We start from the raw sequence: 24,911 nt of genomic DNA on the forward strand, positions 1-24,911 counted from the left end.
CGTAACGGGCAGGAACCCGATTCACAGCCAAGAAGGCGGCCTTGCGGCCGCCTTCTTGCGTGGAGCTGATCCATCATTGAGCAGCGAGAGACTTGCCCCTGCTACAGAGAGAATTCCTCGCCGTCGTAGGACGTCTGTACCTCGATGCTTCCTTCGACGATCTCGGCGGCGAGGCGATCGAGTTCGGCGACGATGTCGTCCTCGACCCAGGGCGCCAGCGACAGACTCACCGCCTCCGGGTTCTCCAGGCCGATACGCACCACCTCACCCGAGCTCCAGCTGCCCTGCTTGACCGCCTCGGCAGCAACAAAACCCGCCATGGACACGTTGGCGATGGCGGAGCCGGCGAACACCTCCGGGTAGTCCTCATGCCACTCGCGCACATTGCCGAACTGCCAAACGCCTTCGGCCTCCTGCATCGCCTCGATGGCCCCTTGGCGACCTGCATTCAACATGGTGAAGATGATATCGGCACCGGCCTCGATCTGGGCGCTGGCCACGTCATGGGCCAGTGACACATCGTCCTGATCGCCGGCGAAGATGGTGAGGAAGTCGGCGTCCGGCCGGGTATGCTGCAGACCGTGGTAGAAGCCCCCGCGACCCTTGAGACCCGGAGTGACGCGAATCCCCGAGATATGGCCCACCACGCCGCTTTGGGTCAGCAGACCCGCCGCTGCACCGGCGAGCCAGGCGGACTGCTCCTGAAGGACCTCATAGCTCGACACATTGTCGCCGGTGACATCCCCCTGGGTAACGGAGAACAGCACCTCGGGATAGTCCGCGGCCACCGTCATCACCGCCTCGGAATTCTGACCGCCGTGGGCGATGATCAGGTCCGGCCCGGCATCCGCCAATCTCCGCAGGGCGGCCTCAAGCGCGTCGGGCTCCGGCGCTATCCCGTCCTCGTAGCTGATCTCGGCGCCAAGTTCGGCCTCGATGCGCTCGAGTCCACGGTAACCCGCCTCCATGAAGCCGCCGTCATCCTTCTGCCCCGGCAATAGCATGGCCACCTCGAAGGCATCCGCCACGGCCAGGGAAGGCGAAAGCGAGAGACCACACAGCGCCGCCATGTATCCAACTTTGCGAATCATCGAACACCTCATTACTTATTTTTGTATACAGAACGCATCAACTACTCTAGCGCCGCGGTGGCGTCATCGCCACCCCGAAACGACGACGGGCCCCGTGTTGGGGCCCGTCCTGGAGGGAGCAAAACAGCGCCTGGCTCAGTCTTCGAAGCTGAAGCGCACCTCGGGCGCGTCCGGCACCAGGGCGGCGCATTCGCGCACCCGCTCAAGCAGGCTCGCGTGATCGTCGGCGACCAGGTTGATGTGACCAAGCTTGCGACCGGCGCGCTCGCTCTTGTCGTAGCGATGAAGATGAGCGTCGCGCATGGCCAGCACCTGGCTCGGCTCGGGCTCGCGTCCGATCACGTTGACCATGCAGGTCGGCGCCCGGGCACTGGTGTCCCCCAGCGGCAGGCCCTGGATGGCACGCAGATGATTCTCGAACTGGCTGGTCACCGCGCCATCCATGGTCCAGTGGCCGGAGTTGTGCACTCGCGGTGCCATCTCGTTGGCCAGCAGGCTGCCGTCGGCGCACTGGAACAGCTCCAGGGTCAGCACACCGACATAGTCCAGCTCATCCAGCAGCGCCCGGATGTATTCATCGGCGGTGTGCTGGACGCTATCGTCGAGATCCGGCATCGGCGCCAGCGAGTAACGCAGGATGCCATCGACATGGACGTTTTCCGCCATGGGGTAGAACACCACCTCTCCGTCGCGTCCGCGCACGGCGATGATCGACACCTCGCGCACGAAGTCGACAAAGGACTCGACGATCAACCGCGGGTGATTGATGAGCTTCCAGGCATCGGCAGCTTCCGCCGGGTCCTTCAGCACCGCCTGCCCCTTGCCGTCATAGCCCTCGGTGATCGACTTGGCCACCACCGGCGTGCCCAGCTCACGAGCGGCGGCTTCCAGCGACTCGGCGCTGTCCACCAGGCGATAGGCCGGCGTCGGAATACCCAGTCGATCGAACAGCGCCTTCTCCTCGGCACGATTCTGACACACCCGGATCGCCTCACTGCCGGGGTAGACCGGTTTCTCGGCTTCGATCGCCTGGACCAGCGACACCGGCAGGTGCTCAAACTCGTAGGTGACCAGGTCGACGTCTTCGAGGAAGCTCTGGACGTGCTTCTGGTCGGTGTCAATCATCACCTCGCCGATCCCGGCGCTGGGGTGGCCGGTGGTATCGAGAAAGCGGAACCGGTTGGCCAGCGGATAGCCGGCCAGCGCCAGCATACGGCCGAGCTGTCCGGCCCCGAGAACGCCAATCTTCATGACTTGCTCCTGTTTTCCTGCGGGTACACGACGCCGTTCAGCCCTGACGAGACTCGGGCGGACGAGGATCGGGATTGTCGAGCACGGTCTGGGTCTGCTCGGCGCGGAAGGCCTCGACGGCCTCGCGAACCTGGCTGTCCCCGAGCCCCACGATCTGGGCTGCCAGGAGGCCAGCATTGGTAGCACCAGCCTTGCCGATGGCCAGGGTGCCGACGGCGACGCCGCCTGGCATCTGGGCGATCGACAGCAGTGAATCCAGTCCCTTGAGCGCCTTGGACTCCACCGGCACGCCGAGCACCGGCAGCGCGGTCTGGGAGGCGACCATGCCGGGCAGGTGCGCTGCACCGCCGGCCCCGGCGATGATCACCTGAATACCACGCTCGGCGGCACCCTTGGCGTAGTCGAACAGCAGATCCGGGGTGCGGTGGGCGGAGACCACCTGGGTCTCGTAGCTCACGCCGAGGCGCTCGAGCATGGTCACGGCGTGTTCCATGACCGGCCAGTCGGACTTGGAACCCATGATCACGCCGACCCGGGGCGCTGGGGAAGTGGATGACATCGGCAACTCCTCGAAGAAACGACGGCGCCGCGGCAAAGAAATCGCCACGACAAGGGAACAATCGGGAAGCGGCATAGTCTAGCAGAGCCGGGGGAGCAGTACCTCTCCCTATGCGGAGACGTCGCCAGCCAGCGACAGCGCCTTTCACCCTGACTGCGCATTGGCCTGCTAGGGTAACGCTGCTGTCGCGGCCATCGCCGACACTCCACGCCGCCTGACAGGACGACCCGCTCACCCAAGGAGAGAGCCATGAAACCGACCCTGCTGCTTATTGCCGCCCTGACCTCCGGCCTGGCGCTGGCCGGTTGCGATGAGGGACAGAGCACCGCCAGCACCGCGCAGGAGGGCTCGAACGCCAGCCAGCAGAGCACCACCGAACAGGCGCAGAAAATGACGCTTGACGGTACCCTGAGCTTCGCCGAGGCCGGCCAGAGCCTGCCCGACAATGCCGAGGCCACGGTGTTGCTCAACGACGTTGCCCTCGCCGACGCCCCGGCCAGGACCATCGCCGAAACCACGGTGACCATCGAGCGCCAGGCGCCGACCGACTTCTCGCTGAGCTACGCAAGCGACGCGGTGAACCCGCGCCACACCCACAGCCTGCGTGGCGAGATCCGCAACGACGAAGGTCAGTTGGTGTGGACCAGTACCGAAGCCACTCCGGTGGAAGTCGGTGCCGACGCCGACCAGCCGCCGGTGTCGGTGGTGCTGCGCCCGGTGGGTGCCGACGGCAATGCCCAGAGCGACAGCATGCAGAAGGCCCAGGAGGCGCTGCTGTCCAGCGGTGATGAACCCACCGCCGCCGAGAAGCAGGCCGTGGAAGAGGCCGACGCCGTGGCCGAACAGGCCGCCGGCATGCAGGAGCCCAGCCAGGGCGCCGCCGCGGCGAGCGGCGAAAATGCCGACACCGGTGCCAATACCGAGACGTCGTCCAGCCAGCCGCAGTAAGCGAGCGCCCTCGACGGACCGGCTCCTCCCGATACGACAACGCCGTGCCCAAGGGCACGGCGTTGTCGCTGCTGGCGGCTGCCCTGGCGCCGCTAAGCTGTTGCCGGCGAGCGGCGAGCCTGCCAGAAGTTGAGGCTGATGATCGCCAGCATGACGGCGGCACCGGCGACGTCGAACACCAGCGACGGCAGGAACACCCCGACGATCGCCGGCAGCAGCAGCACGCGCTGCCAGATCGCCATGCGGGTGAACAGATAGCCTTCCAGGGTGGCGGCGAAGGCGCCCAGCGCCAGAAGCCCGGTGAAGCCCTTCCAGATCAGCAGCCAGACCGGCCCGCCGACGATGATCTCGGGGTTGTAGACCATGAACAGCGGCACCAGGTAGAGGCCCTTGGCAAACTTCCACGACTGGAAGCTGGTCTCCATGGGCTTGGCCCCGGCGATGGCGGCCCCGGCGAAGCCGGCCAGCGCGATCGGCGGCGTCACGTTGGAGTCCTGGGAATACCAGAACACCACCAGGTGGGCGATCAGCAACGGCACCCCGAACTCATTGGCCAGCGCCGGTCCCACCAGCACGATCAGCACGATATAGCTGGCCGTCACCGGCAGCCCCATGCCCAGCACGAGACTCGCCAGCAGCACCATGATCAGCGCCAGCAGCAGGTTACCGCCCGAGAAAGCCAGCATCATGGCCGAGAACTTGAGGCCGAGACCGGTCAGCCCCACTACCCCGACGATGATCCCTGCCACCGCACAGGCCATGGTCACCGCCACGGCGTTGCGCGCACCGAGTTCGAGGCCTTCAATCAGCTTGAGCAGACCGTTGCGACAGGCCAGCCCCAGACGCTCGGCGGTCACCGGCTGCCCCTCGCCTGGCGCCACGAACAAGAACCACACCGCAAAACGCAGCACCGCCACCAGCAGCATGCAGACGATGGCGTAGTAGCCCACTCGCATCGGCGACATGTTCATCATCAACAGCCACACCAGCACCGCCAGCGGCAGCAGGAAGTGCCAGCCGTGCTTGAGCACGTCGCTCATCTGCGGCAGCTCGTCCTTGGCCATGCCCTGCATGCCCTCCTTGAGGGCGATGATATGCACGAACAGATAGACGGTGGCGAAGTACATGAAGGCCGGCAGGATGCTGACCTTGACCACCTCGAGATACGGCAGCCGGGTGTACTCGGCGATCAGGAAGGCACCGGCCCCCATCAGCGGTGGCATGATCTGGCCACCGGTCGACGCCGCCGCCTCGATGCCACCAGCCTGGTGGGGCTTGTAGCCCAGGCGCTTCATCAGCGGGATGGTAAAGGCGCCGGTGGTGACCACGTTGGCGATGGCGCTGCCGGAGATCGAGCCCATGCCGGCGGAGGCGATGACCGCGGCCTTGGCGGGCCCGCCACGCTGGCGGCCGGTGGCAGCGTAGGCAAGATCGATAAAGAACTTGCCCGCCCCGGTGATCTCGAGAAAGGCACCGAACAACACAAAGATGAAGATATAGGTCGCGGCCACCCCCATGGGCAGGCCGAAGATGCCTTCCTGCCCCAGGTAAAGCTGGCCCACCAGGCGATCGAGATTGTAGCCGCGATGCTCGAGGATGCCGGGCAGGAACTGGCCGAGCCAGGGTAACTCGCCACGAGGCCCGGCAAAGGCGTAGAGGATGGCGATCAGGCCGATGATGGTCATGCCCAGACCCACCGCGCGACGGCTGGCCTCAAGCACCGTGATGGTGGCGATGATGCCGACGGTGATGTCGGTCTGGCTCCAGAAACCGGCGCGATTGATGATCTCGTCCAGAAACAGCGCCATGTAGCCGCCGGTGATCATCGCTCCGGTAAAGAACACAAGGTCGATCGCCCCACCCAGCACGCCCCTGTCACGCTTGGGACCGAACACCGGAAACATCAGGAACGCCAGCATCATCACCAGCGCAAGGTGGATGCTGCGCTGATAGAACAGCCCCAGCGGCTGAATCCCCGCCGAGTAGAGCTGGAACAGCGACAGGCCGACCGCCACCAGGGTGATCAGCCATAGGATGGTCTTGGGGTGGTTGGCCTGGCTGCCAGGCACCACCGGTGAAGCTGCCGTTTCGCTCATTGTCGTGATTCTCGTCAGGCCTTGCCGGCGCTTGGCCGGTCGGCATAATTCGGAATGCTGTCGCAGGTCGCAGGCCCCTCGAGGGGCCGAAGTGCCCACGCGGTTGGTGGCGTTATTCGATAGCCTGGGCCAACGACAGGCTAGTCGCGCCGCTCGAGTCCAACGCTGACCAAACGCCCCGCCGCCAGATCGCTCAGGCTGATGGGCGTGGAGGCCGCCGGCACGGCCAGGGAGTCCCCGTCCGGACAGTCGGCCCGCGCCTTGATCAACGTCTCCAGGGTCGGCTCACCACGGCTGACCAGGCGATGATCGACGCGCTTGGCGCCGACCCGCAGCCGATAGCGATTGCCGGGGACGGGCTCGTCGATGTCCTCGATCCAGTAGCCGCCCTGACCGTCGCTGACCTGGCGTCCGCGCCCGGGCACATGGTCGAGGCCCGCGGCAAAGTCCGGCAGGTGACTGCGTTCAAGCACCATGGCACCGCCGAGGTTGCGATAGCAGTCGAGCACCTCGAAGCCTTCTACCGAGTGGTTCCAGGCCAGGCACCAGCCGGCGCCATCGGGCATCGGCAGTTCCACCAGCGCGGCGCCCTCGGCGTCGCGCACGCTCAAGGTGAAAAGAGCATCGCAGTCGGCATCACTTGCCTGGCCAGCGTCCGCCACGGTCATCAGCGTGACCAGCCCAAGCGCAGGCAGGGCGAGCCCGGAGGCCCGCCCTGCCATGAATCGACGCCCCGCCATCAGGGACGCTGCTTGTCCTGCACCTCGGCACCGACTTCCTCGTAGTAGCGCAGTGCGCCCGGGTGGAAGGCGATGGGTGTGGAGTTCACCGAGAACTCGACGGTGGTGTCATTGGCCGCCGGATGGATGGCGATCAGCTCGTCGGTCTGCTCGAACAGGGTCTTGGTGATCTGGTAGGCCAGTTCCTCGTCCATCTCGCTGCTGGCGATCAGCACGTTGGGTACGCCAAGGGTCTGCACCGCTTCTTCCATGCCTTCGTAGAGACCGGCCTTGAGCTCATACGGGGCAAACACCGGTTCGTCCTCGCGCGCCTTGGCGACTTCCTCGTCGCTGAGGCCGATCAGCCGAACATCGCTGGTGGTGGCCAGGTTCAGAATCGAGCTGGTGGGCGGCCCCACGCTCCAGAAACCGGCATCGATATCGCCATCACGCAGGGCGTCGGCGGTCTCGTTGAAGTTCAAGCGGCGCGGGTCGAAGTCGTCATAGCTGATGCCGTTGGCTTCGAGGATGGCGCGGGCGTTGAGCTCGGTGCCGCTGCCGGGCGCACCCACGGACACGACCTTGCCTTCCAGGTCCTCCAGCGAGTCGATGTCGGAGTCGGCCATGGTCACGATCTGCACCGCATTGGGATAGATGGAGGCGATGGCACGAATGTTCTCGAGCTTGCGCCCCTCGAAGTCACCGGTACCGGTAGCCCCCTGGTGGACGGTGTCGGCCAGCGCCAGCGCCAGATCGGAGTCACCACGCCAGACCAGTCCCATGTTCTCCACCGAGGCGCCGGTCACTTCAGCCACGGCGTCGTAGCCGTCGACGTGCTTCTTGATCAGCTCGGCCAGGCCTCCACCGTAGGGGTAGTAGGTGCCGCCGGTTCCACCGGTGGCGATCGACAGCTGGCTCTGGGCCACGGCGCTGTGGCTGGCAACCAGCAGGGATGCCGTCAGGGCAAGGGTCAGTGCTCGCATGGTCTTCCTCCGTTCCTCGTGGGAACCGCTTAGAATTTATTGTGCGGAATTGAAGTGTCGATACAGCAATCGCCTAGGCAAGCTAGCAAGAGCCGGCCTCGCTTGCCACTGCAGACATTTCGACGTTTTTTATCTTTGTCTGCAATTCTCACAAGGTCTTAGAGACACTGGCCCGCCATCCTGCCCGTCGAACCCCCGAAGGGCGCGCTTCTCAGGGAGCCGGCGTCGCGCCGGCTTTTCACGCCTCAGCGTTGACTGTCGACCTGCTCGCGTACCTTGGCGACGATATGGGCACCGATCGGCAACGCCGAGGTCGCCGCCGGCGATGGCGCATTGCCTACGTTGATGGTGCGCGGCGTGTTGACGAACAGAAAGTCGTCGACCAGCTTGCCGTCTCGTGTCACCGCTTGGGCACGCACCCCGGCCGGGTAGGGCTTCAGGTCATCGAGGGTGAGACTCGGGCAGTACTTGCGCACCTCTTCCAGATAGCCACGCCGTGACAGCGAGTTCTTCATCTCGCGCATGCCAGGGCCCAGATGACGCCACAGCACCTTGAGAATACCCGGATGGCTGACCATGCCGACCAGATCTGCTGCCGAGACATCACGCTTGCGATAGCCCTCGCGGGCCAATGCCAGCACGGCGTTGGGCCCCACCGTCACGCTGCCATCGATCATGCGGGTAAGGTGGACGCCGAGAAACGGCATGCTGGGGTCCGGAATCGGGTAGATCAGGTGATTGACGATGGCGTTGCGGTGCTCGGGCAACTGAAAGTACTCCCCGCGGAAGGGACAGATGGTGAAGCTCGGGGTCTGCCCCAGCATGCGCACCACCCGGTCGGCCATCAGCCCCGAGCAACTTACCAGGTAGCGACTGCTGAAGGTCTCGGTGGTGGTGGTCACCACCACTTCCTGGCGACGTTCGTCGAGCCCGGTGACCTCCCGTGAGTAGCGGATCTCGCCACCGCGTCGCTCGAACTCGGCGGCCATGGCGCGAGTGACCTCGGCATAGTCGACAATACCGCTGGACGGCACGAAGATGCCGCCGACGCCGGTGATGTTGGGCTCACGCTCTGCCAGGGCACCGGCGTCGAGCCATTCACGCTCGAGCCCATTGGCTTCGGTGCGTTCCCACAGGGCCTTCATCCGCCCCAACTCCACCTCGTTGGTGGCGACCAGCAGCTTGCCGCAGCTGTCGTAGGCGATGTCGTGGGTCTCGCAGAACGCCTTGGTGGCACGGTTGCCTTCCAGACAGAAGCGCGCCTTGAGGCTGCCCGGTGTGTAGTAGACCCCGGCGTGTATCACGCCACTGTTGTGACCGGTCTGATGGCGAGCCGGACCGTCCTCCTTTTCCAGCAACAGCATGCGCTTTTCAGGATAGGCGTCCTTGAGCTGCATGGCGGTGGACATGCCCAGAATGCCACCGCCGATGATGATGAAGTCGTACATGGGGGTCTCGTTGTCCTTGGTCTTGCCCCGCCGCCGGGACGGGGCCGGATACATCGTGGGCGGCCGGGTATCGCGGGGCCCATCACCCTAGAGTACCGCGTCGGGCCGGGCCCCGCTGCCCCCCTCTTCCCCGGAGGACACCTCAGCCCTGGCGCGCTCGCAGGGTGCTGCCACAGGTGAAGACACCGCGCTGGCGCATCAGCTCGCGCCTGAGCTGCGGGTGGGCCTTGAACTTGTCGCGACCGTGCAGCCAGAAGTGGTTGTTGATCAGCAGGAAGCTTCCGACCGGGTTGGGCAGGGAGATGACGCCGTCGCTCGACTCCAGCGAGTCGGACAGCTCGCAGAGCCAGTTGCCCTCCTCCAGATCACGTGGCTGGACAAACTGATCGATGTAGGCCATCACCGGGCGGCCATCACGGTCGACGTCGAATACCGGGTGAAAGACGTCGCGCACCACATTCTTGCTGGGCGGAGCCGACCAGCGCATCTCACTGAACGCCAGCGGGTGACGGCAGAACCGCTCCAGCTCGTGCCAGTCGTCCAGATGCAGCAGCCGCGAGTTGCCGCCTTCCATGTGCTGCTCGTCGATCTTCATCATCAGCACGTAGTCGGTGACCTGCTCGACGAAGGTGCCGTCGTTGTGAAGCTCCATCACCCGATGCGGCGCCCGCAGATAGCTGTCGGAGGAGTCGACATTCTCGACCACGAAGCGGGCATAGTACTGACCACTCATGGCATCGAAGTTGGATCGTCCGATCAGGTGGGCAACGGCGGTGGCAAACTTGACCATGTCCTCGGCCTGCTCGACCCGGTCCAGCCCTTCCGGCACGACCTGCAGCGCTCCCTGGTGACGGTCCAGCAGGATATTCGCCAGCCGCGGCCTGAGCGTCCCCTCGCACAGCTCATCGAGTATCCCCGCGACACGAAAACGCAGCATCGACTTGTACTCCAGCGCTTGAATCGGCCATTCGGCACAGGCGTCGAGGAAGGCAGCGACGACCGACCGCTCGACACGCAGCTCCTGCAGACGCTCGGAAGACGTCGACGGGACCAGGGTGAACCCGCGCGGATCGCGTGCGCCAGGGGCGGTGGTCTGATCATCACGATCCTGAAGCTGGGCAGAGGCAAGGATGGACATGGCAGGGCTCCGTATTTGTTTTGACGTTTTGTCAAAATATCTACATTTTTATTTTTAGTCAACAAAAACCCGGCTGCCGCCGGGTGCTGATTTTCGGGACAAGGTCCAGAGTTCTAAAAGCGTCCGCCGGCCGGCAAAGCCGCCGACCGGCGTTGCGGTCAAGGCGTCAGGTGCCTTCCAGCTCACGACGCATCTGTCGCTGGCTGTAGGCCGTGCCGTAGCGGCGGCGGGACCACAGGTACAGGCAAAGCCCGGCACCCATCCAGCCGGCGAACAGCCCCCACTCGATGGGTGACAGCGCCGAGGGGCTGCCGGGCAGGTAGAGCCCGATCAGTCCCAGCGACAGCACCACCGCCAGCCAGCCGACCAGGCGAGGATGGCTGACCTTGAACGGTCTTTCGAGTTCCGGCTCCTTGCGCCGAAGCACCAGAAACGAAATGGATACGAACAGGTAGGCGATGACGATGCCGAGACCACCGGCCACCACCAGCCACACCATGGCCTGGCGTCCCAGCAGAGGCGCCAGGCTCGACAAGGCTCCCATCAACAGAATGGCGTTGACCGGCGTCCTGTGACGAGGATGCAGCTTGGCCAGAAAGGCCGGCAGCATGCCACAGTGGGCCAGTGCATAGATGGCGCGAGAGCCACCGACGTAGAAGGCGTTCCAGCTGGTCAGGATGCCGGCGATACCCGCCAGTACCATCAGGTTGGCCGCCCAGGGGGTATTGAACACCGCCCCCATGGCGTCAGGTACCGCCAGGGAGCTGTTCTCGAGCTCCGCCTTGGGCAGCATCAAGGCCGTTCCCAGCACGATGAAGGCGTACCAGAACACCGCCAGGACCACCGACAGCATCAAAACCCGACCGATCTCGCGAAACGGCAGGTCGATCTCTTCCGCCGCCTGCGGGATGACGTCGAAGCCGACAAACAGGAAAGGAACCATGATCAGCACCATGGTGATCCCGCCCAGCACACCCTCTTCGGTGTTGAACAACGGCGTCAGCGAAGCGCTGCTACCCTCGAACAGTGCGCCGGTGATGAACATCACACCGACGGCCAGAATCAGCAGCGTCACCACCTTCTGGACCAGCGCCGCAGTGCGTACGCCGACATAGTTGATGGCCATCATGACCACCGAGCCGGCCACACCGACGGCCACCCAGGTGGCCTTGACGTCCCAGCCCGCCAGGGTCCACAGGTGACCGACGGCGTAGCCGGGGAACAGATGCTCGACCACGGTGGGCAGCGCTACCGCCTCGAAGGCCACCACGCTGAGATAACCCAGCACGATCGCCCAGGTACACAGGAAGGAGGCAAAATGGCCCAGGGCACGGTAGCTGTAGACGTGCTCACCACCGACCTGAGGCATCGCCGAAGCGAGCTCAGAGTAGGTCAGCCCCACCAGCACGATCACCATGCCGCCCAGCACGAATGCCAGTATAGCGCCAAGGCTTCCTGCCGAGGTGATGAAGCCACCCGTCAATACGATCCAGCCCCAGCCGACCATGGCACCGAAGGCCAGCGCCAGGACGTCCTTGCGGGCCAGCACTCGGCTCAGCTGGGCTCCGCCATTGCTGTTATTGTCCATGAGATAAACCTCTCGCCGCAGTGGTGCGTTCCCGCAGAACAGTGATTGTTGACCGGGGACAGGACGCACCGTTGAATTTATCAATCGCGCGTGCAACTTATCATGAGGATGTTTGCCGTCCGCAGCCTTCGTTTATACCTCTTTGGTCTAAGTTTGTAGGGCCTGCAGATGGCGCCATCGCCGTCAGCCGCAGTCTCCCGCGGCGTCTGCGGAATGAGGAGTTTTCGTCGCTGCGCCACGTCCAGAACGGACACCAAATTGGACTGGCAAGAGGGCAAAAAAGGTTGCATGCTGTAGGGGTCGAAAACGCCCATTGGAGTACCATGAGCACCGCAGATTCCTTGTCTCGAGCAGACGCTTCCGAACCGCCTCCTCGACGATGCCCTGACCTCGATGTCAGGGACCTGGAACAGCGCACACGACTGATGCGCATTGTTACGCGGCTTATCGCCGTATCTGATCTCGGAAGCCGCGAGATCGCACGCCGCGCGGGTCTCCCCATGCAGAAGATCAGTGATCTGCTGTCGGGACGACTGGAACACTTCACCTGCGACGAGCTGCAGGCCATTCGCCGCATCATCGACGATGGCCATCTGTCACTCTCCTGATTGGCCCGTGCTGGACGGCGCCCCGGAAGGCAATTCTGCCAGGGCGCCGCGTCTTGTTGGCGCGAGCCATTGCCCCGCCCTTCCCCTTGATCTTCATGCCATGAGGAATCATCGATGCGCCGTCTGCTAGCGGCTTGTCTGCTATGTGTGTCTGCAAGCGCCCTGGCCGATGGCCAGGCCACCCTGGTCGATGGCAGTGGCGACCCCGAGAGCGCCGTCACCGCACGCTGGATCGGTGATCAACTGCGCCTGGACTTTCCCCGCCACGCGGCCAAGGGCTATCTGCTGTTGAGAGACGGCAAGGGCCACGTGGTCACCAACTTCGGTGGTCAGACGGTGGTGCTGGGCATCCGCGATGTTCAATCCATCGCCGGGCAACTCGGTGGCCCGGACCTGTCCGACCTCGGCAGTTACCAGGCCCAGCAGGTGCTGTCGCTGGAGCCTGTCGGCACGCGGGAAAGCGTCGCCGGCATCGAGGGCGAGGTCTATCGTCTTGACTGGATTACCCAGGAGGGCGATCGCCGAGAGGATGAACTGGTACTCAGCCAGCGACCGGAGGTCATCGAGCTTTTACGGGTCGTCGACCGCTATCAGAGCATTCTGTCGGGGCAACCGGACCCGGTGGCGGCAAGGCTCGAGCAACAGGGGCTCGGACTTCTGCGTTTTGGCGACAAGTTTCAGGTGGCCAGCCTGACGGCGACGTCGCCCGATCCTGCCCTGCTGGCATTGCCGTCCCAGAGTGGCAACGTTGGTGAGCTGTTGCGTTCGGTCATTCAATAGACTTAGGGCCAGGCGCCAACTTTCCCCCTCTCCAGCACTAGATCCACAGCATACCTAGGATGGTGTACTTGATCGCGCACCGCGTGGAATAGGTGTGTGTCAATTGCGTGTAAAACCGCGAAAATGCGATGCAGGAGTCTCCAATCCACGATATATCTTGAAGGTAGCCTTCAAGACATGGTGCGGCCGCACGGCTCGATGTCGTTCCGCAGTGGTCGCACCCATCCAGTGAGAGTTGCCATGAGGCCAATCGACAAGTCCCTGCTGGAACAGATGCACATCAGCGAGGTCGAGATCCAGCGTCGCAAGGAATTCCTGAGCCTCGACGAAGCCGACCTGGCCGATCTGGCAGCGCTCAAACCCCTCATCAACGAGCATATCGAGATCATCGTCGAAGAGTTCTACGAGCGGCAGACCGAGATCGACGAGATCAGCCTGCTGATCGGCGACTCCGAGACCCTGCAGCGACTGCGCTCGGCCCAGCGCCAGTACGTCCTCGACATCTTCACCGGCTACTACGACGCGGAATACGTCAACAGTCGGCTGCGCATCGGTCTGGTGCACAAGCGTATCGGCGTCGAACCCAAGCTGTTTCTGGCCGCCATGCGCACGCTCAAGGAAATCCTGTTTCGCGTCATCGACGAGAACCTCGAGGACGTGCAGGCGACCAAGTCGGCGAAGAACAACCTCGACAAATTGATGTACTTCGATATCACCCTGGTCTTCGATACCTATATCGATACCCTGCTCAACGAGGTCCACAGCGCCAAGCGCCGAATGGAGCTCTACGCTCGCAACCTGGAAGAGAAGACCAAGGAGCTGGCCGCCTACGCAGAAAAGGACGCCCTTACCGGGCTGTTCAACAAGCGAGGCATGAGCGAGGCCCTGAACAGGGAGATCCGCATGGCCGAGCGACGTCACTCGCTGGTCAGCCTGATCTACTGCGATATCGATGACTTCAAGCAGATCAACGATACCCACGGCCACCACAAGGGTGATGAAATCCTTGTCACCTTCGGCCAGATCATGCGTGAAACGGTCCGCAGCAGCGACATCTGCTGCCGCCTCGGGGGGGATGAATTCTGCTGTATCCTGCCAGACTGTGACGCCAAGAGCGCCAAGACCATCGGCAGCAAGATTGAACTGGCCTTCCAGAGCAAGTACCCGAACTTCTCGATCAGCCTGGGCGTCGCCGAGACCGGGGATCGAGACTACCTGCGCGAGGAAGAACTGCTGCGCGCCGCCGACGCCATGATGTATCGCAACAAGGAAGCCAGAAAGCGCAGTGCCGCAGAGGCCGCCTCGAAGACCTCAGCCAGGACGTTGCCAGCCCCCGCCCAGGCAGCAGAGAAGACAACCAGCTCAACGGCCGCCCAGAGTGACGATCACTGACTTCCACTCGCCTGGCTCGGCATTGTCTCGATAAAAATTTAAATTTCTGCTAATAAAGTTGGGTCTAAAATAAAAAGCCTCGATCAGGGCATGCGGGAAGCTCGGCAGACGCCCCTGCTTCAACCAGGTCCTGATGGTGGCATGTGCTGGTTGTCGTACGGTCTCGAGGAAAATGCCCCATGTCCTACCATGAAGCCAAGGAACACGCGCCCGGTCGCCTGCATCGGCTATTCAGTTCGCCCTATACCGCCTTCGACAACCAGACCAGCGAGCGACGCCTGCATCTACTGCTGGCCCTCAATCTGCTGGTCTTCGCGCCGATGCGCCAGGGCCGACTGACGTTACGACTGCTCGATGGCTGGGAAAACGGCGACTGCGAACAGCACACCCTGAACTTCCGGGACGCCGACATCCACCGCCCTCATGACCTCATCAACGCCGCACCACACACCCAGTCACACCCACTGCTCGCCCCGGCCCTGGAAGAGGCGTTGTCCAGCGCCGAGGCCAATGCCATGGGGCTGGATAGCGATATTCGCCTTCACCCGGCGAAGTGGCCGGCCTTCCCCGGCGGACTCTCGCTCTACACACGCTACAAGGTCTGCCATCGCCTCATCTATGGCGAAGACGACAGCTACCGCTCGATTCGCTGCGAGACCCCGGTAGGCCTGCGCGAGATTCACGAGTTCCACCTCGAAGAAGGCGACTTCGCCGTCAGCCTGCCCCACGATGACTCCCCCGCCGACAGCGATGACACCGTGGGCCTGGTCCTTCATGCGGCCCAGCGCTCCGCCCTCACCCACTGGCTTGCCGATCTGGCAGAGCAACCACTGTCGAAGCTGATGGGCTGAGTTCAGACGTCTCTGGGCACCCTGCCCATCAAGTAGAATTCCGGGTTGGGTGGCGTACCGGTCAAGGTCACCAGGCGGTTGGACAGCCCAAAGAAGGCGCAGATCGCACCGATATCCCAGATATCGTCGCGGCTGAACCCCACCGCCTGCAGACGTTGCTCCCACTCATCGGTCAGCTCGCCCAGATCGATTGCGCAGTGCAGCGCGAAGTCCAGCATGACGCGATGTCGCTCGCTCAAGCCAGAACTGCGATGGTTGACCGCCACCTGGTCGGCGAGCAGAGGATCCTTGCTGTAGATCCTGACCAGCGCTCCATGAGCCACCACGCAGTAGAGGCAGTGGTTGCGGGCGCTGGTGGCGACCACGATCATCTCCTTCTCGGCCTTGGTCAGGCTATCGGACTCACGCTCCATCAGCGCATCGTGATAGGCGAAGAAGGCACGAAACTCCGCCGGCCGATGGGCCAGCATCAAGAAGACATTAGGCACGAAGCCCGCCTTCTCCTGAACCGCCAGGATGCTGTCACGGATATCATCGGGCAGATCGTTCAGTGATTCGGGGACGGGAAAGCGGCTGAGAGATGGGCTGATCGAGGGGCTCATGGGGGCTCCGGGCTGACGTGGGCATGGAAGAAGGGCCAGGCAATACATTGACGTTAACGTAAAGGTCAATTTAGTGCTCTGGTACTTTGATCGAATGCCGGGTCGCCGCTGCCGAAAACGACGATGCCCCCTTGATGGGGGCATCGCAGCCTGCAGCCGGGCCAGGCCCGAGAGCTCGAGTCAGACAGGACGTGGCCGCTGCGTCAGCATGCCTGCTCGGCCCTGGATCAGCCGAGCGAGATGGTGCTGTTGATGCCGCTCGAGACGTTTTCCGGCTCGAACCAGCGCGCGGTCACCGTCTTGGTCTGGGTCCAGAAGCTGATGGCCTGCTTGCCATTGGGGCCAAGGTCACCCAACTTGGAGGCGCGCGAGCCGGTAAAACTGAAGTAGGCCACCGGCACCGGGATCGGCACATTGATGCCCACCTGACCGACATCGATATCGCTCTCGAAGCGACGCGCCACCCAGCCGGAATTGGTGAAGATGGAAGTACCATTGCCGTTGGGGTTGGCGTTGACGAAGGCGATGGCCTCGTCCAGCGTGTCCACCTCGACCACGCACAGCACCGGACCGAACACCTCTTCACGATAGATGCTCATGTCCGCCGTCACGCCGGCGAACAGGGTTGGGCCGACGAAGTTGCCGTCGGGGTAGCCCTCGACCTGGCAGCCACGTCCGTCGACCAGCAGCCGAGCGCCTTCCTGTTCGCCCTTGGCGATCAAGCCTTCGACACGATCCTTGGCCGCCGGTGACACCAGAGGCCCGAGATCCGCCTCGCGGTCGGTGCCAGGCCCCACCTTCATGTTGCGAGCCCCCTCGACGATATCATCGAGCCACTCCCGGGCCTGGCCGACCAGCACCACCACCGAGTTGGCCATGCAGCGCTGGCCGGCGGCGCCGAAGGCCGACCCCAGCAGGTTGTTGATGGCCTGAGAGCGGTTGGCGTCCGGCATCACGACACAGTGGTTCTTGGCGCCCATCATGGCTTGAGCGCGCTTGCCGGACTCGCTGGCACGGCGATAAAGCTGGGTGCCGACATGGGTGGACCCGATAAACGACATGGCCTTGATATCCGGGTGCTCGCACAGGTGATTGGCGACATCAGGGCCGCCATGCACCACGTTGAGCACACCGGCGGGGACACCGGCCTCGAGCGCCAGTTCCACCAGGCGCAGGGTGGAGCTCGGGTCCTGTTCGGAGGGCTTCAGCACGAAGGTGTTGCCGGTGGCGATGGCCAGCGGGAACATGAAGCAGGGCAACATGATGGGGAAGTTGAAGGCGGTGATGCCGGCACCTACCCCCAGCGGCTGGTTGAGGGTATAGACATCCACCTCGTTGGCGGCGTTCTCGGCAAGCTCCCCCAGTTGCAGCGAGGTGATCGAGCAGGCGTGTTCGACCACCTCGAGACCACGACCGACTTCACCTTCGGCGTCGGGCAGGGTCTTGCCGTGCTCCTCGGTGATCAGGGCGGCAAGCTCCGGGGTATGCTCGCGAATCAGCGCCTGCAGCTTGAGCATGATGCGCATGCGCTTGGCCAGCGGCACCTTGCGCCAGGTGGCAAAGGCCTGATGGGCGCTGGCAACGGCCCGGTCGACCTCCTCCAGGGTACAGAACGGCACCCGCGCGACCACTTGCTGGGTCGCCGGATTGATCACATCGCGCCATTCGCTGGACTGCGAGGGGACGGCCTGGCCATCGATGATCATGGGAATTTCGCGGACTGACATGGGCGTGCTCCGGCTGTTGTCGTTGTGCATGAGCGTGGCGTCGTATGAGATGGACTGGGCGTACTGCCATGCCAGCAGCCGCCTTGATCGCTGTGGCGGTGTGCACCACGGCACGGCTATCCATGCTGACCAGTCTAGACACAGGTAGGATGGCCAAACAACGGCCAGCCAGGCACATTGCTTGTGCACTGATGCACAACCACAAACACATCGAAGTCCACGACGTCGTCGCTCAGCGGAGGTGATTTTTGCTCGACTGGCAGGACCTTCAGGTCTTTCTCGAGGTGGCCAGGCATGCCCGCCTGTCCGACGCCGCCCGACGGCTGGGCGTTGACCACTCGACCCTGTCGCGGCGAACCCGCCGCTTCGAACAGCGACTCAACACCCAGTTGTTCGAACGCAGCACCCATGGCTACCGCCTGACTCCCGCCGGCGAACGCCTGAAGAGCCACGCGGAACAGATGGCCCGACACGCCGACGAGGCCGCCGACAGCCTGACCGATCAGAACCTGCGCCTGGAGGGCCAGATCCGACTTGGCGTGACCGAAGGCTTCGGGACCTGGGTGGTGGCCCCGCTGCTCAGCGCCTTCTGCCGGCGTCATCCCGGCCTCACCCTGGACCTGCTGGCGCTGCCTCGCGTGGTCAATCTCAGCCGCCATGAGGCAGACCTGGCGATCACCATCGAACGACCGGGCAATCCCGGCCTGGTCACCTCACGACTGTGCGACTACCGGCTCAAGCTCTACGCGGCGAGGCACTACGTCGAACGCCACGGGGCACCGCAGCAGCTTGCCCAGCTGGGCACACATCCGCTGATCGGCTACGTGGACGACCTGTTGTTCAGCGAGCAACTCAACTACCTGGATCCGTTGCTGTCGCCGCAGGTGCAACAGGCGCAGCAGACCCACTTTGCGCTTCGCAGCACCAGCGTGACGACCCAGATGATGGCCACCGAGAGCGGCGCAGGCCTGGGCATTCTGCCGTGCTTCATGACGGCGGGACGAGACGGGCTGATGCCGCTGCTGGAGGACGAAGTGTCGGTGGTGCGTCAGTTCTGGATCACCGCCCGGCAGGAGCAGCGCCAGCTTGCCCGGGTGCGTCTGCTGTGGGACTTCCTGCGCGAGGCGCTGGCAATGAATCAGGATTTTCTGATGGGACGCCATGACCGGCTGGTGCTGCCGGACGACGTCGAATGAACACCGGCTGGCTGCCACCAGGGCCGGCGCCAGCATAGGACTGGGCCCCCGCTCCAGAACCACGACACCCCGCCTGGGCGGGGTGTCGTCGATGCGCAAGCAACCGCGTCAGGATTCGACCTTGGGTGGCTCGACCTCGAGCTTCTGGGCGGCGATCACCGCCTGGGTGCGCGAGTGCACGCCCAGCTTTCTGAGGATGGCGGTCACGTGGGCCTTGATGGTGGCCTCGGAGACGTTCAGCTCGTAGGCGATCTGCTTGTTGAGCAGGCCTTCGGTCAACATGTTGAGTACGCGGAACTGCTGAGGCGTCAGCGAGGCGATGGCCTCGGCAAAGCGCGCCTCTTCCTCGTTGGCCTCACCCAGGGCGTCGGCCATCTCTTCCGGCAGCCACACTTCGCCGTCGAGGATCTCGCCCACCGCCTCGGCGATCAACGCCAGCGACGAGGACTTGGGAATGAACCCCGAGGCACCGTAGTCGATGGCGCGGCGCACGACGTGCACTTCATCGCTGCCGGATACCACCGCCACCGGCACATCCGGGGTCTGACCACGCAGCTGGATCAGCCCGGAGAAGCCGTGGGCTCCAGGCATGTGCAGATCGAGCAGGATCAGGTCCGCGTCGGGGTGGCGAATGACCACGTCCGAGGTGGCCTCCATGGTGTCGGCCTCGATGATTTCGGCCTGGGGCGCGAGCTGGCGAAGCGCCTGCGTCAGGGCGGCACGGAACAGCGGATGATCATCGGCTACGATGAATTTCTGGGCAAAGGCCATGGACTCTCCTCCGGATTCCGATGCAGCGTGTCAGGCCTGGACGCCGCAACGCAAGACGCTTGTTTGCACAGCATGTTACCCCATGGTTGCCGGCTTTCCCAAGCGCCCTGACGCAAGCATCCTCAACGGCTACCCGTGGTGCCGACTCTGCGGCCTCCGTCACTATGCAAAAACGGGCCGGCGCCGGAAGTTTCCGGCAGCCGGCCCGCGGGACCTGCTGTTACGCCATGAGCCTTACTTGGCGGCGCGGTGCTCGATCAGATCCTCGACCACCGAAGGATCGGCCAGGGTACTGGTGTCGCCGAGGCCATCACACTCATTGGCGGCAATCTTGCGCAGAATCCGGCGCATGATCTTGCCCGAGCGGGTCTTGGGCAGTCCCGGTGCCCACTGGATATGATCCGGCGAGGCGATCGGGCCGATGTCCTTGCGCACCCACTGGGTCAGTTCCTTCTTGAGCTCGTCGGTGGGTTCGGCCTCGTCGTTGAGGGTCACGTAGATATAGATACCCTGCCCCTTGATGTCATGGGGGAAGCCCACCACGGCGGCCTCGGCCACCGCTGAGTGTGCCACCAGCGAGGACTCGATCTCGGCGGTGCCCATGCGGTGACCGGACACGTTGAGGACGTCGTCCACCCGGCCGGTGATCCAGTAGTAGCCGTCCTCGTCACGGCGACAGCCGTCACCGGTGAAGTAAGTCCCCTCGTAGGTGGAGAAGTAGGTCTGGATGAAGCGCTCGTGATTGTTCCAGATGGAGCGCGCCTGTCCCGGCCAGGAATCGAGGATGACCAGGTTGCCGTCGGTGGCGCCCTCGAGGCGCTTGCCTTCGTTGTCCACCAGCGCCGGCTGCACACCGAAGAACGGCAGGGTCGCGGAGCCCGGCTTCTGGTCGATGGCACCGGGCAACGGGGTGATCATGATGCCGCCGGTCTCGGTCTGCCACCAGGTATCGACGATCGGGCATTTGCTGTTGCCGATCACCCGGTAGAACCACTCCCAGGCCTCGGGGTTGATCGGCTCGCCCACCGAGCCAAGCAGGCGCAGGCTATCCCGAGAGCTGGAGTCCATCACCTTGTCGCCGTGGGCCATCAGGGCGCGCACTGCGGTGGGGGCGGTGTAAAGGATACTGACCTTGTGCTTGTCGACGATCTCACCCATCCGCCCGTGGGTCGGATAGCTCGGCACCCCCTCGAACATCAGGGTCACCGCACCGTTGGCCAGGGGCCCATAGACGATGTAGCTGTGGCCGGTGACCCAGCCCACGTCCGCGGTGCACCAGTAGACCTCGTCCTCGTGATAGTCGAACACGTACTGGTGGGTGAGGCTGGCGTAGGTCAGGTAGCCGCCGGTGGTGTGCTTGAGCCCCTTGGGGGTGCCGGTGGAGCCGGAGGTATACAGGATGAACAGCGGATCCTCGGCGCCCATCTCTTCGGCGGGGCAGTCGGTGTCCTGGTCGGCCACTGCGTCGTGGTACCAGACGTCACGTCCCTCGTGCCATTCGATGTCACCGCCGGTACGCTTGACCACCAGCACCTTCTCGGCCACGTCGGTGCCATCACGGGTCAGGGCGGCGTCGACGTTGTCCTTCAGCGGTACCTGCTTGCCACCGCGTACGGACTGGTCGGCGGTGATGATGACCCGTGAGGCAGCGTCCTTGACCCGCTGTGCCAGGGCGTCGGGAGAAAAGCCGCCGAACACCACCGAGTGCACCGCACCGATACGGGCGCAGGCCAGCATGGCCATGGCGGCTTCCGGGATCATCGGCATGTACAGGGTCACGGTGTCACCCTTGCCGATCCCCATTCCTTTCAGGGCGTTGGCCAGCTGGCAGGTACGCTCGTACAGCTCGCGGTAGGTGATCACCGAAGATTCGTTCGGATCGTCCCCTTCCCAGATGATCGCCGGCTTGTCGCCACGCTTGTCGAGGTGTCGATCCAGGCAGTTGGCCGCCACGTTGAGGGTGCCGTCCTCGAACCAGCGGATGTCGACATTGTCGCTGGCGAAGGATACCGACTTGATGGTCTGCGGCGGCTTGATCCAGTCAAGGCGTGCGGCCTGCTCCTTCCAGAAGCCCTCGGGATCTTCCACCGACTGCCGATAGAGCTTGTCGTAGGTGGCCTTGTCGGCCCAGGCGGTCTTGGCAAACGCATCGGAAACCGGATAGACGTGCTGATGATCGCTCATGGTGCTCTGTCCTTGGATACCCATCGAAGTGAAGAGCCAGCCGCCTGAATAAGAGAGACCGACCGGCGCGAATAACCTGACAGCCAGCATAACGTCGCCAGGCCAGGGTTTCCCCTTAGACATTGGTATGACTATTTTTTTATTTTATAACAAGAGGTTAAGCGCAAATTTCAGCACTTCTTCCCAACCAGGCACAGTCGGCCGCGACAGTGCCGGCAGCGATACTCCTGACCGGCCTGGGCGTTGGCGTGACGCCGTGCCGAGAATCCGTGCTCGCGACAGGCGCAGCGATAGCGATACGGGACAGGGCTCGAGCGGGCGGTATCGAAGCGATGGGTGACCCGGGGGGCCAAGCCGAACAGCCTGAGCATGACGGTCTGCCACTCCCTGCCATGGGGGCGAAAGGTAGGCCCATCTTCCAGGTGCCAGACCAGCCAGTGGGCCACCTCGTGGGGCACCACCTCGGTGAAGAAGGCGTGGCGGTTCTCTTCCAACAACTGGCCATTGAAGCGCAGTCCGCCGCGACCGAAGTGGGCCTGCCCTGCGCCCTTGCCGCGCAGATCGCACCACACCTTCGGCTCCGGCAGCCCAGGATGATAGTCACGACACAGCGCCACCGCCTCCACGACTCTTGCCATCAGCGCCTGGCGCAGGGCGGCGACGTCGAGTGACTGAAGCCAGGCGTCGTCGACGTCGGGCAACACCGGGGTGGGAGAGTCACCGCGAGCGCGCGGGCGAATTGATGGCCGGGTCGAGGTCATGACGCAGTCAGAGTAGGTAAAGGAGTGCTAGAATGCCGCCTCGAACGGGGACGGTAAAGACCACCGTCCAGTCATCCCCTCGCCAAGTGAGCGCCCCATGTCCGACGCCGAAACGCCGCTCCCCCTCCCCTTGCTCGAAGACGACGCTCTGGACCTGCTCGATGACTTTCTCGAGGAGCGCGCCGGTCCCGATGCGCTGGACCTGATCGGCGCCCACGGCTTCCTGGTCGCGCTGGCGGTGGCGCCGCGGGATGTCGAGGCTGCCGCCTGGGTCGCGGAGCTGTTTCACGGCACCCCCGAGTTCGAAAGCGACCAGGAAAGGGAGATCATCCTGGGCCTGCTCGAGCAGCTCAGGACCAACGCTATCGGCGTGCTGGAAGGCGGCGGTCTTCCCGAGCTGCCCTTCGAGCTGACGCTGGACGGCATGGCGGCGGAAGAGACGCCCATCGGCGACTGGTGTGCCGGCTTCATGGAAGGCGTCTTCCTCGACGAGGGCGCCTGGTTCGAGGGCGATGAAGAAACCGTGGCCACACTGCTGTTGCCCTTCATGGCGCTGTCGGGACTGTTCGCTGACGAGCCCGACATGGCCGATCTGGCCGGGGAAGGCGAGCGACTCGAGCGCCTGGTCGGTCAGTTGCCGGAACTGGTGCTGGATCTGTACCTGCACTTCCGGGTACCGCCGGACACCCCCAAGCCCAAGCCCCGCGGCAAGGCGCCAGCCGGCGGCAGGGGTGGCAAGGCAGGCCACAAGGGCCCTGGCAACAAGGGCCCTGGCAACAAGAGCCAAGGCAACAAGGGCAAGGGCGGCCAGGGCAGACCCCAGGCCAAAGGCCCCAAAGGAAAGCGATAGCGAATAACAGGCCAAGCGCTAGCGAGTTGCAGGCCAAGCGATAGCGAATAACAGGGCAAGCGATAGCGAGTCACAGGCCAGGCGCTGGTCAGCACCGGAGCAAGCGATAGCCGGCGCCTCAGCGCAAGCGGGTCAGCCAGCCATCAAGGGTGCCGTACAGCCAGGTCCTGATCCTGGCCCACCAGGAGCGGCGCGCCCAGCTTTCCCGGGTGATCTCCCGACTCGCCGCGAAATTGCGCTCGAACAGCGCCGCGACCTCGTCGGCCAGGACGGCGTCCTCGACCTCCTGATTGGCCTCGAGGTTCCACTGCAGGCTCCAGTGGTCGAAGTTGCAGGACCCCAGGCTGACCCAGTCATCGGCGACCACGAACTTGGCGTGGATGAAGCTTGGCTGGAACTCGTAGATGCGCACCCCTGCCCGCAGCAACCGAGAGTAGAAGCGCTGCCCGGCGTAGCGGATACCGGGATGGTCGTGGTCCCGTCCTGGCAGCAGCAGGCGCACGTCACGGCCCTTGCGCGCCGCGCGCTGCAGCCTGAGCCTCAGCCCCAGGGTGGGCACAAAGTAGGGCGTACACAGCCACAGGCGCCGTTCGGCGCGGGCGATTCGCTCCTGCAGTGAGTGGCGAATGGCCTGAAAGCGGTACCCCCGCCCCCAGATCACCCGTGCCCTGACTCCAGGGTCATGGCGCCTCTCGCCACTCGGCGACGGCAGCGCCGGCGCCTGCGGGGCGCCTCTGGTCAGCGGCGAGTTCCACACCTGGGCAAACAGCGCCACCCAGTCGGCCACCACCGGGCCCTCGACACGCACGGCCACCTCGAACCAGGCCGCCAGGAACTCATCGACGGCGCCAAAGCCCCCGGTAAAGGCCAGTCGCTGATCCACCACCACCAGCTTGCGATGATCACGACTGACGTTGCGTCCCAGCGAGTGCCAGCCCAGCGGGTTGAAGTCCCGCAACCACACGCCGGATGCGACCAGGCGTTCTCTATCCTGGCCTGAAAGCCCCATGGCGCCGAAACCGTCCAACAGTAGATAGACGGCGACGCCGCGCTGCGATGCGGCCACCAGCGCCTCGATGACGCGGTCGGCCAGTTCGCCGGACTCCATCAGATAAAGTTCGATCAGCACGCTTTGACGGGCCTCGGCCACCGCCTCGAACAGCGCCGGCAGGAAGCGATCGGCCTCCGGCAATAGATCGACGCGATTATGCTGTCGCCACGCGGTGGTCATGCTGCACGTCTCCCTGGCGGTGTCATATCAACCGGATATCAAGCAGATCATGGCGCCACCCTACCCGATCGTTATACTGACGGCACGACATGGATGGCCCGCAGACGGTCCTCGCCTACTGCCCCGAACAACGGAAT

Annotated in this window: 22 protein-coding genes; 7 read left to right on the forward strand and 15 right to left on the reverse strand. The window is 64.1% G+C overall.

What is annotated here, in order from left to right; translation table 11 throughout:
* Nucleotides 1–101: 101 nt before the first annotated feature.
* The 3 genes from EBB56_RS05870 to purE all read right to left on the reverse strand — a co-directional run bounded on the left by EBB56_RS05870 (nucleotide 102) and on the right by purE (nucleotide 2,901).
* Nucleotides 102–1,091 carry a BMP family protein gene (locus tag EBB56_RS05870; protein ID WP_221621151.1) on the reverse strand — a complete coding sequence of 330 codons (990 nt, stop codon included), beginning with the start codon at nucleotides 1,089–1,091 and terminating at the stop codon, nucleotides 102–104.
* Nucleotides 1,092–1,226: 135 nt separating this feature from the next.
* Nucleotides 1,227–2,342, reverse strand: coding sequence for a 5-(carboxyamino)imidazole ribonucleotide synthase (locus tag EBB56_RS05875; protein WP_124803338.1), 1,116 nt, complete (start codon nucleotides 2,340–2,342; stop codon nucleotides 1,227–1,229).
* A gap of 37 nt (nucleotides 2,343–2,379) precedes the next feature.
* Nucleotides 2,380–2,901, reverse strand: coding sequence for a 5-(carboxyamino)imidazole ribonucleotide mutase (gene purE / locus EBB56_RS05880; RefSeq protein WP_045992811.1), 522 nt, complete (start codon nucleotides 2,899–2,901; stop codon nucleotides 2,380–2,382).
* 249 nt (nucleotides 2,902–3,150) lie between these two features.
* Between purE and EBB56_RS05885 the strand changes: the two genes are divergently transcribed.
* Nucleotides 3,151–3,849, forward strand: coding sequence for a YbaY family lipoprotein (locus EBB56_RS05885; protein WP_108448225.1), 699 nt, complete (start codon nucleotides 3,151–3,153; stop codon nucleotides 3,847–3,849).
* 92 nt (nucleotides 3,850–3,941) lie between these two features.
* Here EBB56_RS05885 and EBB56_RS05890 read toward each other — a convergent pair whose 3' ends face one another.
* The 6 genes from EBB56_RS05890 to EBB56_RS05915 all read right to left on the reverse strand — a co-directional run bounded on the left by EBB56_RS05890 (nucleotide 3,942) and on the right by EBB56_RS05915 (nucleotide 11,821).
* Entirely contained in the window at nucleotides 3,942–5,945 is a 2,004-nt protein-coding gene (locus tag EBB56_RS05890) for a TRAP transporter permease (RefSeq protein ID WP_108448224.1), read from the reverse strand.
* Between the two features lie 140 nt (nucleotides 5,946–6,085).
* Nucleotides 6,086–6,685, reverse strand: a complete 600-nt coding sequence (locus EBB56_RS05895) for a DUF1850 domain-containing protein (RefSeq protein ID WP_124803340.1) — start codon at nucleotides 6,683–6,685, stop codon at nucleotides 6,086–6,088.
* Nucleotides 6,685–7,647, reverse strand: a complete 963-nt coding sequence (locus tag EBB56_RS05900; protein WP_108132391.1) for a TAXI family TRAP transporter solute-binding subunit — start codon at nucleotides 7,645–7,647, stop codon at nucleotides 6,685–6,687. The genes EBB56_RS05895 and EBB56_RS05900 overlap by 1 nt, the downstream gene beginning before the upstream one ends.
* 245 nt (nucleotides 7,648–7,892) lie before the next feature.
* On the reverse strand, nucleotides 7,893–9,095 hold the full coding sequence (gene lhgO / locus EBB56_RS05905; RefSeq protein ID WP_124803342.1) for an L-2-hydroxyglutarate oxidase: 1,203 nt from the start codon (nucleotides 9,093–9,095) through the stop codon (nucleotides 7,893–7,895).
* A 142-nt stretch (nucleotides 9,096–9,237) separates the two neighbouring features.
* On the reverse strand, nucleotides 9,238–10,233 hold the full coding sequence (gene glaH / locus EBB56_RS05910) for a glutarate dioxygenase GlaH (RefSeq protein ID WP_124803344.1): 996 nt from the start codon (nucleotides 10,231–10,233) through the stop codon (nucleotides 9,238–9,240).
* A 166-nt stretch (nucleotides 10,234–10,399) separates the two neighbouring features.
* Nucleotides 10,400–11,821, reverse strand: coding sequence for an APC family permease (locus tag EBB56_RS05915; protein ID WP_124803346.1), 1,422 nt, complete (start codon nucleotides 11,819–11,821; stop codon nucleotides 10,400–10,402).
* Nucleotides 11,822–12,144: 323 nt separating this feature from the next.
* Between EBB56_RS05915 and EBB56_RS05920 the strand changes: the two genes are divergently transcribed.
* From EBB56_RS05920 to EBB56_RS05935, 4 genes are all read left to right on the forward strand, one after another.
* On the forward strand, nucleotides 12,145–12,429 hold the full coding sequence (locus tag EBB56_RS05920; RefSeq protein WP_071211119.1) for an XRE family transcriptional regulator: 285 nt from the start codon (nucleotides 12,145–12,147) through the stop codon (nucleotides 12,427–12,429).
* 114 nt (nucleotides 12,430–12,543) lie between these two features.
* The gene (locus tag EBB56_RS05925; RefSeq protein WP_124803348.1) at nucleotides 12,544–13,209 is read left to right on the forward strand and encodes a hypothetical protein; all 666 of its coding nucleotides are present in this window, start codon (nucleotides 12,544–12,546) and stop codon (nucleotides 13,207–13,209) included.
* A 240-nt stretch (nucleotides 13,210–13,449) separates the two neighbouring features.
* On the forward strand, nucleotides 13,450–14,601 hold the full coding sequence (locus EBB56_RS05930; protein ID WP_181248598.1) for a diguanylate cyclase: 1,152 nt from the start codon (nucleotides 13,450–13,452) through the stop codon (nucleotides 14,599–14,601).
* 179 nt (nucleotides 14,602–14,780) lie between these two features.
* Nucleotides 14,781–15,452, forward strand: a complete 672-nt coding sequence (locus EBB56_RS05935) for a hypothetical protein (RefSeq protein ID WP_045992819.1) — start codon at nucleotides 14,781–14,783, stop codon at nucleotides 15,450–15,452.
* Nucleotides 15,453–15,454: 2 nt separating this feature from the next.
* On the opposite strand, the gene EBB56_RS05940 is transcribed toward EBB56_RS05935, so the two are convergent.
* Together EBB56_RS05940 and EBB56_RS05945 are read right to left on the reverse strand one after the other, a co-directional pair.
* The gene (locus tag EBB56_RS05940) at nucleotides 15,455–16,054 is read right to left on the reverse strand and encodes a peroxidase-related enzyme (RefSeq protein WP_108448217.1); all 600 of its coding nucleotides are present in this window, start codon (nucleotides 16,052–16,054) and stop codon (nucleotides 15,455–15,457) included.
* A 227-nt stretch (nucleotides 16,055–16,281) separates the two neighbouring features.
* Nucleotides 16,282–17,781 carry a CoA-acylating methylmalonate-semialdehyde dehydrogenase gene (locus tag EBB56_RS05945; RefSeq protein WP_124803350.1) on the reverse strand — a complete coding sequence of 500 codons (1,500 nt, stop codon included), beginning with the start codon at nucleotides 17,779–17,781 and terminating at the stop codon, nucleotides 16,282–16,284.
* 248 nt (nucleotides 17,782–18,029) lie between these two features.
* On the opposite strand from EBB56_RS05945, the gene EBB56_RS05950 reads away from it, so the two are divergent.
* Nucleotides 18,030–18,977 carry a LysR family transcriptional regulator gene (locus EBB56_RS05950; protein WP_108448215.1) on the forward strand — a complete coding sequence of 316 codons (948 nt, stop codon included), beginning with the start codon at nucleotides 18,030–18,032 and terminating at the stop codon, nucleotides 18,975–18,977.
* Nucleotides 18,978–19,085: 108 nt separating this feature from the next.
* Here EBB56_RS05950 and EBB56_RS05955 read toward each other — a convergent pair whose 3' ends face one another.
* From EBB56_RS05955 to EBB56_RS05965, 3 genes are all read right to left on the reverse strand, one after another.
* Nucleotides 19,086–19,748, reverse strand: coding sequence for a response regulator transcription factor (locus EBB56_RS05955; protein ID WP_045992823.1), 663 nt, complete (start codon nucleotides 19,746–19,748; stop codon nucleotides 19,086–19,088).
* 234 nt (nucleotides 19,749–19,982) lie between these two features.
* Nucleotides 19,983–21,932: an acetate--CoA ligase gene (gene acs / locus EBB56_RS05960; RefSeq protein ID WP_045992824.1), complete on the reverse strand. Its 1,950-nt coding sequence runs from the start codon at nucleotides 21,930–21,932 to the stop codon at nucleotides 19,983–19,985.
* 170 nt (nucleotides 21,933–22,102) lie between these two features.
* Nucleotides 22,103–22,693: a SprT-like domain-containing protein gene (locus EBB56_RS05965; RefSeq protein ID WP_045992825.1), complete on the reverse strand. Its 591-nt coding sequence runs from the start codon at nucleotides 22,691–22,693 to the stop codon at nucleotides 22,103–22,105.
* A 97-nt stretch (nucleotides 22,694–22,790) separates the two neighbouring features.
* Between EBB56_RS05965 and EBB56_RS05970 the strand changes: the two genes are divergently transcribed.
* Nucleotides 22,791–23,543 carry a YecA family protein gene (locus tag EBB56_RS05970; protein ID WP_083970406.1) on the forward strand — a complete coding sequence of 251 codons (753 nt, stop codon included), beginning with the start codon at nucleotides 22,791–22,793 and terminating at the stop codon, nucleotides 23,541–23,543.
* Nucleotides 23,544–23,661: 118 nt separating this feature from the next.
* On the opposite strand, the gene EBB56_RS05975 is transcribed toward EBB56_RS05970, so the two are convergent.
* Nucleotides 23,662–24,774, reverse strand: a complete 1,113-nt coding sequence (locus EBB56_RS05975; RefSeq protein WP_045992826.1) for a phosphatidylserine/phosphatidylglycerophosphate/cardiolipin synthase family protein — start codon at nucleotides 24,772–24,774, stop codon at nucleotides 23,662–23,664.
* Nucleotides 24,775–24,911: the final 137 nt, after the last annotated feature.

The sequence above is a fragment of the Halomonas sp. YLB-10 genome, assembly GCF_003856855.1.
Taxonomy (GTDB): domain Bacteria; phylum Pseudomonadota; class Gammaproteobacteria; order Pseudomonadales; family Halomonadaceae; genus Halomonas; species Halomonas litopenaei.